General features: G+C 48.7%; 14 protein-coding genes and 1 other annotated feature. Of the genes, 10 read left to right on the top strand and 4 right to left on the bottom strand.

The genetic code is table 11. The features are described 5' to 3' along the window. Nucleotides 1-79 precede the first annotated feature (79 nt). On the bottom strand, nucleotides 80-1,294 hold the full coding sequence (locus MRBLPE1_RS25205) for a DUF418 domain-containing protein (protein WP_364150754.1): 1,215 nt from the start codon (nucleotides 1,292-1,294) through the stop codon (nucleotides 80-82). 136 nt (nucleotides 1,295-1,430) lie between these two features. On the opposite strand from MRBLPE1_RS25205, the gene MRBLPE1_RS25200 reads away from it, so the two are divergent. Together MRBLPE1_RS25200 and MRBLPE1_RS25195 are read left to right on the top strand one after the other, a co-directional pair. Next, on the top strand, nucleotides 1,431-2,171 hold the full coding sequence (locus MRBLPE1_RS25200; RefSeq protein ID WP_414698919.1) for a response regulator transcription factor: 741 nt from the start codon (nucleotides 1,431-1,433) through the stop codon (nucleotides 2,169-2,171). Next, a complete protein-coding gene (locus MRBLPE1_RS25195; RefSeq protein ID WP_364150752.1) occupies nucleotides 2,168-3,904 on the top strand; it encodes a sensor histidine kinase in 1,737 nt (578 codons plus the stop codon). Before MRBLPE1_RS25200 ends, MRBLPE1_RS25195 begins: the two co-directional genes overlap by 4 nt. Nucleotides 3,905-3,959: 55 nt before the next feature. Here the strand turns inward: MRBLPE1_RS25195 and MRBLPE1_RS25190 are convergent, their stop codons facing one another. Continuing rightward, complete coding sequence (locus MRBLPE1_RS25190; RefSeq protein WP_364150749.1) at nucleotides 3,960-5,138, bottom strand: aminotransferase class I/II-fold pyridoxal phosphate-dependent enzyme; 1,179 nt, start codon at nucleotides 5,136-5,138, stop codon at nucleotides 3,960-3,962. Between the two features lie 116 nt (nucleotides 5,139-5,254). Beyond that, nucleotides 5,255-5,491: a binding site (T-box leader), on the bottom strand. Between the two features lie 241 nt (nucleotides 5,492-5,732). On the opposite strand from MRBLPE1_RS25190, the gene MRBLPE1_RS25185 reads away from it, so the two are divergent. Both MRBLPE1_RS25185 and MRBLPE1_RS25180 read left to right on the top strand, forming a co-directional pair. Next, entirely contained in the window at nucleotides 5,733-6,437 is a 705-nt protein-coding gene (locus MRBLPE1_RS25185) for a class I SAM-dependent methyltransferase (protein WP_364150747.1), read from the top strand. Between the two features lie 216 nt (nucleotides 6,438-6,653). Then, nucleotides 6,654-6,995, top strand: a complete 342-nt coding sequence (locus tag MRBLPE1_RS25180) for a hypothetical protein (protein WP_364150744.1) — start codon at nucleotides 6,654-6,656, stop codon at nucleotides 6,993-6,995. A 169-nt stretch (nucleotides 6,996-7,164) separates the two neighbouring features. Here the strand turns inward: MRBLPE1_RS25180 and MRBLPE1_RS25175 are convergent, their stop codons facing one another. Both MRBLPE1_RS25175 and MRBLPE1_RS25170 read right to left on the bottom strand, forming a co-directional pair. Continuing rightward, the gene (locus tag MRBLPE1_RS25175; protein ID WP_364150741.1) at nucleotides 7,165-7,380 is read right to left on the bottom strand and encodes a hypothetical protein; all 216 of its coding nucleotides are present in this window, start codon (nucleotides 7,378-7,380) and stop codon (nucleotides 7,165-7,167) included. Nucleotides 7,381-7,638: 258 nt separating this feature from the next. Continuing rightward, nucleotides 7,639-8,472 carry an S-layer homology domain-containing protein gene (locus MRBLPE1_RS25170; RefSeq protein ID WP_364150738.1) on the bottom strand — a complete coding sequence of 278 codons (834 nt, stop codon included), beginning with the start codon at nucleotides 8,470-8,472 and terminating at the stop codon, nucleotides 7,639-7,641. A gap of 248 nt (nucleotides 8,473-8,720) precedes the next feature. On the opposite strand from MRBLPE1_RS25170, the gene MRBLPE1_RS25165 reads away from it, so the two are divergent. From MRBLPE1_RS25165 to MRBLPE1_RS25140, 6 genes are all read left to right on the top strand, one after another. Beyond that, nucleotides 8,721-10,121, top strand: coding sequence for a stalk domain-containing protein (locus MRBLPE1_RS25165; RefSeq protein WP_364150736.1), 1,401 nt, complete (start codon nucleotides 8,721-8,723; stop codon nucleotides 10,119-10,121). Nucleotides 10,122-10,140: 19 nt separating this feature from the next. Beyond that, nucleotides 10,141-11,004 (top strand): phosphate ABC transporter substrate-binding protein, encoded by an 864-nt coding sequence (locus MRBLPE1_RS25160; protein ID WP_364150733.1) that lies wholly within the window; start codon nucleotides 10,141-10,143, stop codon nucleotides 11,002-11,004. 169 nt (nucleotides 11,005-11,173) lie between these two features. Next, nucleotides 11,174-12,142 (top strand): phosphate ABC transporter permease subunit PstC, encoded by a 969-nt coding sequence (pstC, locus tag MRBLPE1_RS25155; protein WP_364150730.1) that lies wholly within the window; start codon nucleotides 11,174-11,176, stop codon nucleotides 12,140-12,142. Continuing rightward, a complete protein-coding gene (pstA, locus tag MRBLPE1_RS25150) occupies nucleotides 12,139-13,047 on the top strand; it encodes a phosphate ABC transporter permease PstA (protein WP_364150728.1) in 909 nt (302 codons plus the stop codon). Before pstC ends, pstA begins: the two co-directional genes overlap by 4 nt. 224 nt (nucleotides 13,048-13,271) lie before the next feature. Then, the gene (locus tag MRBLPE1_RS25145; protein WP_364150725.1) at nucleotides 13,272-14,051 is read left to right on the top strand and encodes a 3'-5' exonuclease; all 780 of its coding nucleotides are present in this window, start codon (nucleotides 13,272-13,274) and stop codon (nucleotides 14,049-14,051) included. A 106-nt stretch (nucleotides 14,052-14,157) separates the two neighbouring features. Continuing rightward, the gene (locus MRBLPE1_RS25140; RefSeq protein WP_364150722.1) at nucleotides 14,158-15,036 is read left to right on the top strand and encodes a DMT family transporter; all 879 of its coding nucleotides are present in this window, start codon (nucleotides 14,158-14,160) and stop codon (nucleotides 15,034-15,036) included. Nucleotides 15,037-15,240 lie beyond the last annotated feature (204 nt).

Below are 15,240 nucleotides of genomic sequence, written 5' to 3'. Positions count from 1 at the left end.
ATACTCATCGCAAAAAAAAAGAAGCAGTCTATACGATCTGCTCCTTCCGTTCATTGCTTATTAAGATTTATCAACGTTCCTATAATCTAACATCCACTACGGGAGGATCGGCTATTTTCCGGCTCTGCCGAGGTTTGCCCTTAACAGACCAATACGTCCACATCCGCAGCAGTCGCTCAAGCGGTCCATTTTTGAACCTGAACAATAGAAAGCTGGACACGACGGCCTGAACAGCATAAATGAAAAGTGCAAGCAGCATGCCATTTAACACGCCAATTTCTCCGAACCAGCCGAGACCGTAGCCGTAAAACAAAGTCGTACAAATGACCGTTTGCATCAAATAGTTGGTCATGGACATCCGCCCAACCGCTTCAATCGCCGATACAACTACCGAGCTTTTTGCTGCATACGATAAAACGAGCGCTAGTCCGAAAATATATCCGAGAGCCAGCATGCTCGCCCCAATATGCAATGCCACACCGCTCCAATCCCAATCCTTCTGCAGCACGCCCAAGCTCTTTAACAATAGGCCAAGCGGCAGCATGATGGCAGCTGCTAAGGCGTACCTTCGCCTCTCTCGTTTCGGGTTATGGAACCACTGCTTTTTTGCAGCCGCTATTCCAAACAGAAACATGGGCAGCATGATCAGAGGCATAAAGATCATTAAAGCCACCATGCCGGCCACGGGTAGATCTAGCGGATCTTCATTTAAGCGAAACTCCATAATCTCCTCATGTGTCCCTTCTCCGTAGATAGTGGTAGACTGCATCACATACTCCTGCATGCGCTCTTGCTCTTTTGGCGTACCTTCACCTATCCCATAGTTGATTCCCGCTAACAACAAAGTTAAAGCGATGCCCCATATGATAAGCGTCTTTGGCTTCCTTTTCACAAATAACAACAAACAAAAGCCCGTAACCCCGTAAGCGAGCAAAATATCCCCCTCCCAAAGCAAGAGGCTGTGCATAAGGCCAAGCGCGATCAGCATGATAAAGCGCCTTACCAAAGATCCCCCCGGTCTTATCCCCTTCGACATCAAACCTTCCCGCAGCTTATACAGGCTGTATCCGAACAAGAACATAAAAATTGGCATGAAGCTGCCCTCGACTACGATTAACAGCGACCGATGCATGAATTCATCCAGCTTGGAAGGGCTAAAATACTGCATTTCATCTTTCCCGTATATCCCATATTGGAAAATAAGCATATTCGAAAGCAATATGCCGAGCAAGCAGAAGCCTCTAATTACATCTATCATGCGAATTCGGCTTCTCGTTTCTAATTGATTAATCATCCCCATCACCTCTTCCATAATGATAATGACTCTTGTTGAACGGAAAGCAAACAGAATCATAACAGCAGCTTAAATTTTCCGATTTCGTTCAACTGCTGTTAAGGTTTGTGTGATAGCATGAAAACGGGTGATAACTATGAATAAAATTTTAATCGTTGATGATGAACCTTCTATCGTTAAAATGCTGCAGCTGGTGCTGCAGAAAGAAGGCTTTCAGCACATCTATACAGCGGGTACCTGCCAAGAGGCTCTCGATACCATTTCCCGTTTCGGAGCCGATATTGTCCTGCTTGATGTGATGCTGCCGGACGGCAGCGGATTCGAGGTTTGCCCCAAAATAAGAAAGCTGGGCAATCCGCATATATTATTTTTAACAGCAAAAGCATCTGACCTTGATATTCTGACGGGGTTCGCGATGGGAGCGGATGACTACATAACAAAGCCCTTTAACCCGTTGGAAATTGCAGCACGCATCAAAGCGCGATTGCGCCGCTTCGATGAAATGGGCAGCCTTAAAGGCGATGCGGCTGCTTCACCTTTAGCAATAGCCGCTGCCTCACGGAAAATATTTCGCTTTGGCCGTTTTCAACTGGATGAAGCAGCCGGCGAGCTATTAGTCGATAGCATGCCCGTGTCCTGTCCCGCACAGGTCTTTCAGCTGCTGTTATATTTCTGCAAAAATCCCGGTATCGTCTTCTCCAAGGGCCAGCTCTACGAAGCTGTATGGGGCATTGACGGAATTGGCGATGATAATACGGTTATGGTACATATCCGTCGAATACGCGAAAAAATTGAATACGATCCCAGCATGCCGACCCATTTGCTCACCGTTCGAGGATTAGGCTATAAACTAGCTAAGGAACCCCTGCGCATATGAAGGTTCAGCGCAGATTAGCTTTTCATTTTATATACCAGCTAATTGTATATTCAGTCCTAATCATCGTCACCATGGTCGTCCTTTTGCTTGCTCTCATTAACAAAATTACGAATGAGGATCTAAAGCGTTCCTTTCCTGCCGGGGCACTTGAAAAGATCGTCACGGAAACGTACTACGAGAAGGAAGAAATTAGGCTGACAGCGCATTGGAAGAAGCTTATCGAGGAGCGTGGTATTTGGCTTCAGGTAGCTGACGCTAAGGGCAATGTGATTTATGCTGCCAATACACCAGCCGACCAGCCCAATTCCTATTCCATCACCCAGCTTTTTGCAATTCAACAATCCGGTAAATATGGGTCCTACATTGTCGCTAACCAGCTCGATCAAACCTACGACACGCCGCTGCTGTTTCTTCTCGGTTACAAAAGTCCGCAACAGGAACAGCTTGCGGCGTGGTACGAAAACTACCAGCAAAATGGTCTCGTAAACGCGGCTTTTCGAACTAAACTTCTCTCCCAGCTGCGGGAAACGGACAGCTACCTGCTTGTTGTCGATCAGGCAGGCAAGAACGTACAGACATTTGGCGAACAGGCTTCTGCCGTCAAAGATTATGAGCCTTTGGAGATTTTGGCTATGCAGCAGAGGCCTGGCGATTACGATACAAATATTGCTGTATATCAGCCGCCAGCAAGTCACATGACATGGATTATGTACACCCCTAATAAACCAGGAACATTTACCAATCAGCCTGTATTCAAAGAGATCATTCGCAGCTTTATTTGGGTAGGCGGCACGATTCTCCTGCTGTCTCTCGCCATCTCGGTCTGGCACGGCTATCGATACGGTCAACCTCTCATCCTATTTGCCGGTTGGTTTGAACGCATGGGCAGCGGGCTTCAAGGGGACGTATTTACGACTAAAGACCGCAGAAAAGTATTTCGCCGTAACGGCAAAATCCGCGTTCGCTATCGTCTTTACCGAGAGGTTATCGGAGCCTTCCATCAAATGGCCGAGCGACTTTCGGAAACGGAAAAGGATCGGCTTCAGCTAGAGAAGACAAGAGAAGAGTGGATGACCGGCATATCGCATGATCTGCGTACGCCACTTTCCACGATTCAAGGGTACGGGTACATTTTGGAAAACTCGCCTGCAGACTGGAGCCCTGAGGAGCTTCAAGATATGGGCAAAATGATTCGCGAAAAAAGCGACTATATGCTGGAGCTAATTTCCGATTTCTCGCTCATCTTTCAATTAAAACAAGGTGCCGTGCTTATAGACCGGACAAAAATCGAGCTTGGCGAGCTCGTTAGAAGATCCGTATTAAAGTATGTTAATGATGCTACTCTCAGGGATGTCTCCTTCCATTATGAGGAGGATGGGCTTCTGGTTGCCATATTCGGAAATGACAAATGGCTGCAGCGGCTTATGGATAACCTGCTATCCAATGCTGTAAAGCATAATCCGCCCGGTATCAATGTTACAGTAGTAAGCGGCATGCTGAACGATGAAGCTTATATTCGCGTCTCTGACAACGGTACAGGGATGAATGAGGAGACCATTCAAAAGCTCTTTGAGAGGTACTACCGCGGGACAAATACGGAAGAATCAAGCGACGGCACCGGCCTTGGCATGAGCATAGCCAAAATGATCGTAGAGGCGCATAACGGCAGAATTGAAGTATGCTCAGCTCTTGGTGAGGGCACATCGATTGTTATTTATTTTCCATGTGGCTAATTAATCTTTTCAATAATAGGGAGGAAGCATGCGCTTGCTCCCTTTTCTTATCGCCTTACATACCCGCAGCACGCAAGCAGCGATCCATGCGATCCAACGCTTCGGCTAGCCTAGCTACCGACGATGCATAGGAGCAGCGAAGAAAGCCTTCTCCGCCAAGCCCAAACACATGCCCGGGAACCGTTGCGACCCCGGCTTCGAACAGCAGCTTCTGTGCAAAAGCATCGGAATCAAGTCCCGTATGCGCAATCGACGGAAAGGCATAAAACGCCCCGCGCGGCTCATGGCACGGCAATCCGATATCCCGTAAGCCTTTGACGAACATCCGCCTCCGCTGCGCGTAAGCATCGATCATCATGTCCTTTTCCTCCAAGCCGTTCCGCAGCGATTCAATCGCCGCGATTTGACCGATTATAGGTGCACACATAACGGTATATTGGTGGATTTTCAGCATGGCGGCGATGAGCTCCCGATGTCCGCAAGCATAGCCGATCCGCCAGCCTGTCATCGCAAAAGCTTTCGAGAAGCCGCTGATCAGCAGCGTTCTTTCTTTCATGCCCGGCAGCGAGGCGAAGCTCACGTGCTTCCCATCGTAGGTGAGCTCTGCATAAATCTCATCCGATATGACGATCAGATTGTTCTCCTCGACCAACTTGGCGATCGGAAGCCAGTCTTCATGTTTCATGATTCCGCCCGTCGGATTGTTAGGGTAGTTAATAATCAGCACCTTCGAGCGCGGAGTGAGCGCAGCCTTCAAAGCCTCGGCCGTCACTTTAAACTGATCCTTCGCAAACGTCTCCACCTCGATGACCTTCCCGCCGTTCAACTGCGCGATCGGTGAATAGGCAATATAGCTTGGAACGGGAACTAGAATTTCATCGCCTGGCCCGATTAAAGCCCGCAGCGCAAGATCAATCGCCTCGCTGCCGCCGACGGTAACGATAATCTCGTTCTCGGGTTCATATTGCACTTGGAAGCTATTGTGCAAATAGATCCCAATCTCTTCCCTCAGCTCCAGCAATCCCGCATTAGGCGTATAGGAGGTTTTTCCGAGCTCCAGCGCTCTCACGCAAGCTGCCCGCACATGCTCCGGCGTAACGAAATCAGGCTCTCCTACACCCAGCGAGATGATATCCTTGTTCCCCTCAGCCAAGCTAAAAAATTTACGAATGCCCGAAGGCGGGATTTGCTGCACTATCGGCGAGATCTGCTCGCTCATCGACCATGTTTTCATGTCTTTTCCTCCTAAATGTAGATTCTGTGATAAGCGTAAACGTCTGCAGCCGTCTTTTGTCGGCAAAAGCTCGTTTCGCGGAGATAAATAAACAAAAAAAAAGAGACCCATCCCTATAAAGGGACGAGTCTCCACCCGTGTTACCACCCTAGTTTCACGCCAAAGCGCGACACTCTGCTCATGCATCAATCAATGCATGTTCCCGTTAACGCTGGAAATGCGGCAGAGCTTACTCTCGTTCAGCCTGCTTCTCGGAGATGGCTTTCCGTTAGTACCCGAACGTTGGTTTTCAGCTGCCCCAACTCTCTGTTCGATCAGGCCCGTAACGTACTCTTTCTCGTCATAGAATGTAAAAGCTATTTAGCTTGTCATTTAGAATTAACGATACTCATGAAATTTTCACAATAATAACATCAAATACCCGGATGCGCAATACCCATTTTTTAACTTATGAACTCCAGTCGTTTATAGTCAATACCTATAAAGATTATTTATTTTATATATTTTCGAAATTAACAAAGAACCTGTAAAATACTATATAACTTAACCCGGAAGCGCAGCAGGAGCACATTTATAGATCAAGGAGGCTATTTCATGAGTGATATCGTAAAAAAACATTTTGATGCCGTTGCCCCGAGTTATGATCGGCAGCGCAGGCAGCTTATCCCTTGCTTCGATGACTTTTACGGCATGGCAGCCGATGCCGTTGCATGCGCGAATCCCGCTCCCCGTATTTTGGACTTAGGGGCAGGCACAGGACTTTTCACAGCCTTTATACGCAGTAAATATCCGCTTGCCCATTTCACCTTAATCGATCTAAGCGAGGAAATGCTGAAAGAAGCACGCGTTCGTTTTGGAAATGATCCCGCATTTAACTATATCGCAGCTGATTATTCGAATTATCCCTATACGGGCAAATACGATGCCGTTATCTCCTCCCTCTCCATTCACCATTTGACGCACCCCGCCAAACGGGAGCTTTTCTCCATCATTCATGAGCGGTTAGTCGACGGCGGCGTTTTCGTTAATGCCGATCAAGCCGCGGGTTCGACTCCTTTTTGGAACGAATACTACATGTCGCAGTGGAAAAGCGCGATTCAGAAAAGCGGACTGTCCAACGACGCGATTGAAGCGTCCATTAAACGCCGTGAGGTGGACATCAACGCGAGTGTGCAGGATCAGATAAAATGGCTTTGCGAAGCCGGATTTGTCAACGCCGACTGCATTTATAAGCATCACGGCTTTGCCGTATTTGCCGCTTTTAAAAAAGGAGCAGTTGCGAAAATTAACGCTCTCTAGAATTCCCGTAAACACACGTCGTTAATTCCGACTAAATAAATTGGAATTACTGGCGTGTTTTTCATATGCATGGAGTTAACGCCATTAACCTCGTCGCACCAGGATTCTTTATGCAACATTTCCACCTAAACCTCATGAAATAAACCACTTGCAATTCCTTTAATTCCTAGTATAATACTCGGTATAAGAACAATATAGAGATTGGAGCTGCTCCGCATGACTTATTCCGAGAAACAAGTTGCCGCAAAATGGGTTGACGATTATCTGGATCTCTATAACTTTGCCGTAACCGTTCAGGATACCGAATGGCAGCAGCAAATCATCCAAACTCTGCATGCAAAGGATAACCACATCCGCCTCGAAATCGAGCATGGCATTCGCGTGGATTTATGGCTTCGTTTTGATAACATTAACCGGAAAATGCTCGATATCTATGAACAGCTTCGGAATGCGCAAAATTCGGAGCAGCTGCAAAAACAGCTTAGAGAGAAAGTTTGGGAGTTCAAGCTTCAACGGGTGATGATTGCCAGCAAGCTAAAGGCCCACTATGCATTATAAGGCGATTAAACGGGGTTATATCTTCCATAAACATTCGGAAATAAAAAAAAAGCCTGCATGCAGTGATCTGCTCTGCTTAGCTATGTAGGGTAAAGCTATTAACCAAGGCATGCAGCAACCTGCTCTGCCGATCCCGTCTATGAATGGCTAGATTCATAGATAATATGCATTACATCGATACTTGCTCCATATCACGCATCATCTTCATCATCATCGTAGACATTTCGTCACACTCTTGCATCTTCATCATCATCATGTTCATATCCATGCTGTCCATCATTTTCATTTCCGTCATCATGTCCATCATCATCTTCATGGACTTCATCTTGCACATCATTTCTTCCATACACATGTTCATCATCATTTGCATTGCCATCTTTTCCATGCCCGCTCACCTCCCTTAGTCATATCCTATACAGAAGATACTACAGCCTGGAAAATAATTCAAGGCTTTTTTTGTTTTTCTATTGATTTTTAAATTAGCAATATGATATAAATAAAGATTACACTTTATTTCTTACTACTCCGCTTGGAATGATAGCTATGCTCGGACAAAATAGGTAAATGATTAAATAAATATAACAAAAAAAGCAGCTGACCCGACTTCAAAAGTCCGATCGGCTGCTTTTATGCGTAACAAGGGTTATGCGCTCGTTTCCGGCTCCGGAACGGGATTCTCTTTATGCGCTTCAATAAACGCCTTCGTATCATAAAGAATCGCCGCAGCTTCCGCGCGAGTTAAGACATGCGAAGGATCAAAGTTTCCTTCTTCGTCCAAGGAGACGATTTTGTAAAGGAGCGCCCGCTGAATGGTGCCCTGGTAATCAACCGTAATATCCTTCTCGTCTTGAATGGGAATAAACATTTTGACCGTCGGATATTGGCCTGTAAGCTCAAGCGCTTGTACGAGGTAATGCGTAAACTGTTCCTTCGTTAGCGGAGCAGCCGGATCAATATCCGCCGGGATATCGAGACCGTTGTAATGCGCGATAATAAAATCTTCCGCAAACCATGCGTCATTTTTCACCTTCGTATAATAGTCATCCGCTAGAGGCGCTTTTTTGAAATCAATGGCTGCCAGGCTGATCTGCGTCGTTCTCACGATTAAGGAAATGCCCTGTGCGGCAGTTAGATTGTCCTCGGGATGGAATGCCGTATCGCTCACCCCTTTTATGATCCCTTGCTGCTGCAAGGCTTCAATTTTGGCTTTGTTTCCTGAACTAGCGATATCGCCAAAGGGAGCCGCTGCGAAGGCATGCGATGTTATGGATGCAGAAAGCATGACTGCGACCGCTGCGATGGCTGTGCGCATTCGATTCTTCATGGTCGTCCACCTCTTCTGTTCGTTTTTTACGTTCACTTCATTGAACGGCTCCGCGGCCAAAAAGGTTGCAGTCACCCGATATCTAGGCTCCGTTCGGTGCCGATATAATAGCCGCCAAACGTTGACTTGCGTATTTTCGAATATCGCTTTCATCCTTTTCTCCTCTCCTATTAAAGTATCGAAATCTAGTTCGATATACCTCCTTTCTTTTACAATTTCAATAAATTTTCTAAATAATGGGATAATAAATAGTTGATATGATCTAGTAGAAATGAACGACATGCTATAAAAATGTTCCGGACTATCGCTGCCTGGGAGGGATCAAGCCACATACATACCGACCAAGACGTCGGAGATTCGGTTTATACTAAATTCCCAATTGAGAAAGGTGATCCTATTCCATGCAAATGAAAAAAGCAATGGCCATCTCTATGATCGCAGCAGCACTAAGCGCATCGGCAGTCACTCCGGTATTCGCACAAACGGCAGCCGGAAACCACACGGTGCAAATCAATGCTTCCAGCTTTCTCGTTAACGCAAATCCGGTATCCATCCGCACGATTGTAGACGGAGGCGTTACACTCGCTTCCGTTCGCGACATCACGAACGCAATTGGCGCTACGCTGCATATCAACAGCGATCATACGGTTGTCGTCAAATTCGGCGAGAACACGCTGAAGCTGAAAAACGCTTCGAAATCCATTACGGTTAACGGCGCAGCCACTCCGCTTTCGCATCCGGTAAAGGAAGTCGCGTACTCTACGTTCATCGAACCTGCTGCATTCGTTAAAGCGCTTGGCGGCAGCTTTGAGAACAACGCGATCAGCACGGTGAACCTGCTTGACGGAGCAGAGCATGCGATTTGGGTTAATGCTTCCCAGCTGATCGTATCTAACACAGCAGGCGAAGGACGCGAGGATTTCTTGGTTGATGCCGCTACTGGCAAAAACGAGCTGCTGCTGAAGTCCGAAGGCGCTTCTGACCTCGTTCTTTCTCCGGATGGCAAAAGCGTCGCTTACTCCGATGCGAACGGTGCCGTGTTCACGATTGACCTGAGCACCAAGCAGTCGAAGCAGGTAAGCACGGACAGCTCCATTAAAAATGAGCTGCAATGGTCAAGCGACGGCTCTTCCCTCTTCTTCCTGCAAGGCGACAAAAGCTCGATTATCGCAAAGGTTGACGTATCGGACGGCAAAGTGACCAAAGTTCTGGAAGACAAGGTTGACTACAAAGCAAACCTTGAGGTATCTGCCGACGGTACGCAATTCGCTTTCTACGTCTTCAAGCAGCCGAAAGTTACCGCAGACAGCAGCAAGGACGTTGAACTTGACGATGTCGCGATCGATGCAACGGGCACGGAGCCGCAAATCTACTTCTACAATGCCAAGGCAGCAGACAATAAACCGCTGCAGCTTACAAAAGATACGGCCGATAAGGTTTTCCTAACGCTCTCGTCAGACGGCTCCAAAGTCAGCTACGTCAGCGTTAGCGCGGACGATGCAAGCATTGGACAGCTGGTTACGGTAGACAATGCGGGAAAAGCAAGCACGCCTCTCTTCGCTGACAAGGATGTTTATCAGCTGGTTCAAAGTGGAAGCAAGCTTTATCTGCTTACAGCAGACGGCAACAGCACCAACGCCATCTATGAGATCGACAGCGCAACAGGCGCAAGCAAACTCGTACAAACGGTATCGGACAGCGCTTCGGAGCTCGTGGTTTCGAACAACTCGGATATCGCGGTACTGATTGACGGTCAGCTGGCTGTTTCAACTAACGGCAGCTGGAAAAACATAACTAACTAATTTATGGAGGTCATTCCTAATGAAATGGTTTAAACAATTAACGATCGCGGCGCTCATCGCCGTAGTCGGCTTCAGCTCCGTCCCTGCTTCCACGCCTGCCGTTACCGCAGCCAGCAAGCTAAGCGGCAAAATCGTCATCAACGGTTCCTCTGCCCTTCTGCCGTTGACGCTTCAAGCGGCTAACGAGTTCAAAAAACTCAATCCAAAAGTAAAAATTTCCGCATCCGCTGCCGGCTCGATCACTGGACCGCAAGCCGTGCGCAAAGGCATTGCCAACATCGGTGCCGTTGACTGGGATGCTTCCAAGGATGTTCCCGGCTTCAAGAAATTCGAAGGGCAAGTTGCCCATAAAGTAGCCATCATTCCTTTTGCTGCCGTTGTTAACAAGAACGTAACCGCAACAAACCTAACGACAAAAGAACTGCAAGGCATCTTCTCCGGAAAAATCAAAAACTGGAAAGAAGTCGGCGGCAAGGATGCCGAAATCATCGTTGTAAACCGTACGTTTGGTTCAGGCACCCGCGTAAACTTCCAAGACAAAGCGCTTAACGGTACTGATTTCATGACCAAAGGCGACAATTACAAGGAAGTAAAAACGAGCGGCGATATGAAGTCCGCTATCGAAACTACCCCTAATGCCATTGGTTATATGGATCTTGCTTATGTTACCGACAAAATGACGGCTGTAAAAATCAACGATATTGCTCCAACGGAAGCCAATGTCATTAACGGCAAGTACAAGGTATGGGGCTACGGCTACTATATGACAAAAGGCGAGCCGACCGGCGCAACAAAAGAATTCATCAAATATGTTCAAAGCACGAAGTTCCAAAACGGTTCGCTCAAGAAGCTTAAATTCATTCCGATCTCGGCCATCAAATAGTCTTTTCACAAAGGAGCGGTCGGCTTGCGCGAATAAGCGCCTGAGTCGGCCGTCTTTTCCTTCCATGGCATTAATCATGATTTCCATTTATATTTCATAGCGAAAAGCGTCCCGAAGCCTTCAGAACGACCGGCTTCCGACCGCTTTTGCTTAGAGGAGCTTACCGTCTATGTTGGAATCCACTCATGCCGGGCGGCAGTCGCGGCCGCGGCTTTCCGCCGAGCTCGGCAAAGCCATCTTGGCTGGCAGCAGCAAGCCTTTTGATCGAAGATCCCGCCTGTTCTTCACCAACCGTCTCTTTCGTTACCTTTGCATCGCGGCAGCCAGCTTTGTTTGCCTTATTCTCTTTCTAATCCTGCTGCTGATGTTCCGCACCGGCGTGCTGACCTTCAGCCATATTTCGGTGGCGGATTTCTTCTTCAGCGCGGAATGGAATCCGGAGAATGAGCAGTACGGGGCGTTGATCTTTATTTTTGGCACCTTTGCCCTCACGGCATTAACGCTGCTGATCTGCGTACCTATTTCGCTGATCATAGCCGTCTTTCTATCTGTATTTGTACCGCCTTGGCTCAAAAACATGCTTCGTCCGGTGCTGGACCTGCTTGTCGGCATCCCCTCCGTCGTTTACGGCTACTTGGGCCTGACGGTCCTAATACCCTTGATTCGGAACGTAACCGGAAGCGGCATGGGTGACGGCCTGCTTGCAGCGGCGCTCGTGCTTACCATCATGGTCCTTCCAACCGTTAGCCGCATAAGCGATGATGCGATCAGCGCGGTTCCTTCCAAATTCAGCGATGCCTCCTACGCGCTCGGCGCTACCCGCTTCCAGACCGTATGGAGAGTGCTGCTGCCTTCGGCTAAGAGCGGAATCATGTATGCTGTCATTCTTGGCATGGCGCGCGCAGTCGGTGAGACGATGGCTGTCGTAATGGTCATCGGCAATACGCCGCAGCTGGCCGACAGCCTGCTGAAGCCGACCTCCGTTCTCACTAGCAACATCGTGATGCAAATTTCAAATGTTCCTTTTGATTCCACATGGAATTACGCGCTTTATTTGATGGGCTTCCTGCTCCTCGTCATCTCGCTGCTCATGATCGTTGCCATTCGCTGGCTGCAAAGAAAGGGGTCACAAGCATGAAGCAAGCACTCGATATCAACCCTTTAGCAAATCCGTTCAGCGGCAGAAAAGGACTCAATCGTGTCAAAGACCGCTTGTTCACAGGCGTCGTTTGGTCGCTTGGCATTCTGGTCATCGCCTTTATTTTCGGTCTCCTTTATTTGATTTTGCAGGATGGGCTCCCGAAGATTACGTGGGACTTCATATTCGGCCTGCCAAGCGAGATTGACGAGGGCGGAGGGATCGGTCCGACTCTGCTGAACTCCTTCTACATTTTGTTTATCTCCCTGCTGATCGCCATTCCGCTCGGAATGGCAGCCGGCATTTATTTGGCGGAGTTCGCGCCGGACAACAAGCTGATCGGGTTCGTACGCATATGCGTTGAAGGCCTCGCGTCGGTACCGTCCATTATTTTCGGCCTATTCGGCATAGCGCTGTTCGTTGAATATTTCGAGATCGGCTTGACCATTCTTGGAGGCGCGGTCAGCTTGGCTTTTCTTAATTTGCCTGTGCTGACCCGCGTAACCGAAGAATCGATACGTTCGGTGCCAAAGGAGCTGAAAAACGCTTCCTTCGCCCTTGGCGGCACTCACCTGCAAACCATCACCCGTGCGCTGATTCCCGCGGCATTAAACGGCATCATTACAGGCATCTGCTTGGTAGCTGGCCGCGCGTTTGGCGAGAGTGCCGTCATCATTTTGACCGCGGGCGTCACTACCTCCGGTGAAATGTGGGATTTCAGCCTGTTCTCGCCCGGCGCCACGCTGGCGGTTCATCTCTGGTATGTGCAGTCCGAGGCCATTGTCGGCGATGCGCAGGAAATTGCCCAGAAAGCGGCTGCCGTGCTTGTCTTTGTCGTACTCCTCATCAATTTAATCTTCCGCATTCCGCTGTGGCTTAATTCCCGCCGTACGAAGCGTTCCTAACGCGAACCGCAAGCGGCATGATCAGCATGCCGCTCTCCCCAGCCGCATCTCCCCGGATGCGGCTGATTCCCGTTGCTTTCCTCATTCTGCCAGGGACAATCATTTACTAAGCGGTGAAATGAACAAAATAAAACGAAATCGCGTTCTACCAGATTGTAGTTTCCATCTGGATTGCTTTTTCTGATAGAATGGAGAACACAGGCTATCTATCGGAGGTTAAGATTTTGGACTATATTATATTGGATATTGAATTTAACGGACGTAAGTTTGCAAGCGAATTGCCCATGGAGGTCATTGAGATCGGAGCGGTTCGTTTAAATAGCTCATTAGAGCAGACAGATGAATTTTCCGCATTAATCAAGCCCGTTTATTTCGCGAAGCTAAACAGCTTTATCAAGAAGAAAACCGGCATTCCGCAGGAAGACATCGACACGGCAAGCCGATTCCCGAAGGTTATTCGCGATTTTACCGCATGGCTGAACAAAAGCGACTCTTTCCTGCTGTTTACTTGGGGCGGCGAGGACTTGAAGCGGATCGTCTACGATACGCGGATGCATAAGCTTGATGACAGCTTCTGGATGGCGGCAGATTATTTCGACCTGCTGAAGGGATACATCCGGTACAAAAATGTCACGAATGATGTCAGCGTCGAAGCCGCCCTGCTCGATCTTGAAATTACGGCAGAAGGGTCTGCGCACCGCGCGCTCGACGATGCCCGCATGACGGCCGAAGTATTCCGCAAAATCTTCGGCGAGCTGGATCTCAGCCTCAAGCAGCAGTTCAAGGATATGTACACGAATGCCAAGGAACGCCGCATGGTGAAAAATGCGATTCGTACGATGACCTCGCAGAAAATCGTGCCGAAATGGGAAGTTTTCGCTGAGCGTTATCTTGCCGGCAAAGCCTCGTTTGAGGATGTACGGAAGGTCGCGGAGCTTCAGCAATATTTTGACGCCGAGCTGGAGAAGGCCGCCGCTAAGCCTACCGCCGGACAAGTCGGATAACCAAGAATATCATACAAGCCCCTGGCCCTTGACGAGCAGACGCTTCGAGAGGGTCGGGGGTTTTATAAGTATAGGTGATATTTACAAGTATAGGAGATATAACACAATGGAACGCAGCACCAAGTCAATCGCTACCTATGAATTGCTATACGTTATCGGTATAATCGCCATCTCGTTCTCATCCATCTTCGTAAGGTGGTCCGACGCCGATGTGGCCGTCATTGCCATGTACAGGCTGTATTTAACCAACCTCATTATGCTCCCGCTCGTATGGAAATACCGGGCTGAAATGTTCCATCTCAGCGCAAGGCAATGGCGGCTGTTAGCTGCTTCCGGCGTCATGCTTGCCCTTCATTTTATGCTTTGGATGGCTTCCCTGCGCCTTACGACCGTCGCAAGTTCAACCGTTATTTTAACGCTTGAGCCCGTGATGGTGATGCTTGGCTCTTACTTCTTGTTCCGGATCAAGGCGAACCGCATGATGCTGTGGGGCATGGGCCTTGCGCTTGCAGGCTCGATCGTCATCGGCTCGGGCGATTTCTCCCTCTCCGGCGATGCGCTGCTTGGCGATATTCTATCCTTTCTGGGAGCGGCGGCGGTAGCTGTCCATATGCTGATCGGCAAGCAGCTGCGGAAGGATATGAGCGCCTTTGCTTATAACTTCTGGGTATTCGCGCTTGCCGCTACGGCGCTGGCTTTCTACAATATCGTACGCGGCAACCCCTTCACGGGCTACAGCCCGAAGGAATGGGGCTTATTCCTGCTGCTCGCGATTGTTCCTACGCTTTTCGGCCATTACCTATTTAACTGGCTGCTGAAGCATATGAGCGCGGCCGCCGTGTCGATGTCCGTACTCGGCGAGCCCGTTATTTCCTCGCTGCTCGCATGGGTGCTTTTGAAAGAAGCCTTAACGGGCTACCAGCTTGCGGCTGGTGCCTTGATTTTGTTCGGGGTATGGCTCTTTATCCGGCACGGGAAGGAATAGGCTGTCCGTATGATCAGGCTTTCTCTACGACTACGCTGCAGTTTATACAATGTAATGCTCTTTTAACCGTGCAAAATGGAGCCACGTTGTAGTTTGTACAGCAGAATCAGCTATCCCCGGTTCTTTATCGCAGCCGAGTGCTGATTCTGTTGTATTTTTTGCAATGTACCGATCACTTCGAGGCTCATGTTAGGTTTCTAATGT

It is taken from the genome of Paenibacillus sp. LPE1-1-1.1 (genome assembly GCF_040676435.1).
GTDB lineage: Bacteria > Bacillota > Bacilli > Paenibacillales > Paenibacillaceae > Pristimantibacillus.
The sequence above is the reverse complement of the archived record's forward strand: the minus strand, read 5'-3'. Positions and strand labels throughout refer to the sequence as shown.

Excerpts from the sequence above, each read along its gene's own strand:
- MRBLPE1_RS25140 (WP_364150722.1), top strand. The coding sequence starts at position 14,158 with ATGGAACGCAGCACCAAGTCAATCGCTACCTATGAATTGCTATACGTT.
- MRBLPE1_RS25165 (WP_364150736.1), top strand. The coding sequence starts at position 8,721 with ATGCAAATGAAAAAAGCAATGGCCATCTCTATGATCGCAGCAGCACTA.
- MRBLPE1_RS25170 (WP_364150738.1), bottom strand. The coding sequence starts at position 8,472 with ATGAAAGCGATATTCGAAAATACGCAAGTCAACGTTTGGCGGCTATTA.
- MRBLPE1_RS25190 (WP_364150749.1), bottom strand. The coding sequence starts at position 5,138 with ATGAAAACATGGTCGATGAGCGAGCAGATCTCGCCGATAGTGCAGCAA.
- MRBLPE1_RS25205 (WP_364150754.1), bottom strand. The coding sequence starts at position 1,294 with ATGATTAATCAATTAGAAACGAGAAGCCGAATTCGCATGATAGATGTA.
- MRBLPE1_RS25175 (WP_364150741.1), bottom strand. The coding sequence starts at position 7,380 with ATGGAAAAGATGGCAATGCAAATGATGATGAACATGTGTATGGAAGAA.
- MRBLPE1_RS25200 (WP_414698919.1), top strand. The coding sequence starts at position 1,431 with ATGAATAAAATTTTAATCGTTGATGATGAACCTTCTATCGTTAAAATG.
- pstC (WP_364150730.1), top strand. The coding sequence starts at position 11,174 with ATGTTGGAATCCACTCATGCCGGGCGGCAGTCGCGGCCGCGGCTTTCC.
- MRBLPE1_RS25185 (WP_364150747.1), top strand. The coding sequence starts at position 5,733 with ATGAGTGATATCGTAAAAAAACATTTTGATGCCGTTGCCCCGAGTTAT.
- pstA (WP_364150728.1), top strand. The coding sequence starts at position 12,139 with ATGAAGCAAGCACTCGATATCAACCCTTTAGCAAATCCGTTCAGCGGC.
- MRBLPE1_RS25180 (WP_364150744.1), top strand. The coding sequence starts at position 6,654 with ATGACTTATTCCGAGAAACAAGTTGCCGCAAAATGGGTTGACGATTAT.
- MRBLPE1_RS25160 (WP_364150733.1), top strand. The coding sequence starts at position 10,141 with ATGAAATGGTTTAAACAATTAACGATCGCGGCGCTCATCGCCGTAGTC.
- MRBLPE1_RS25195 (WP_364150752.1), top strand. The coding sequence starts at position 2,168 with ATGAAGGTTCAGCGCAGATTAGCTTTTCATTTTATATACCAGCTAATT.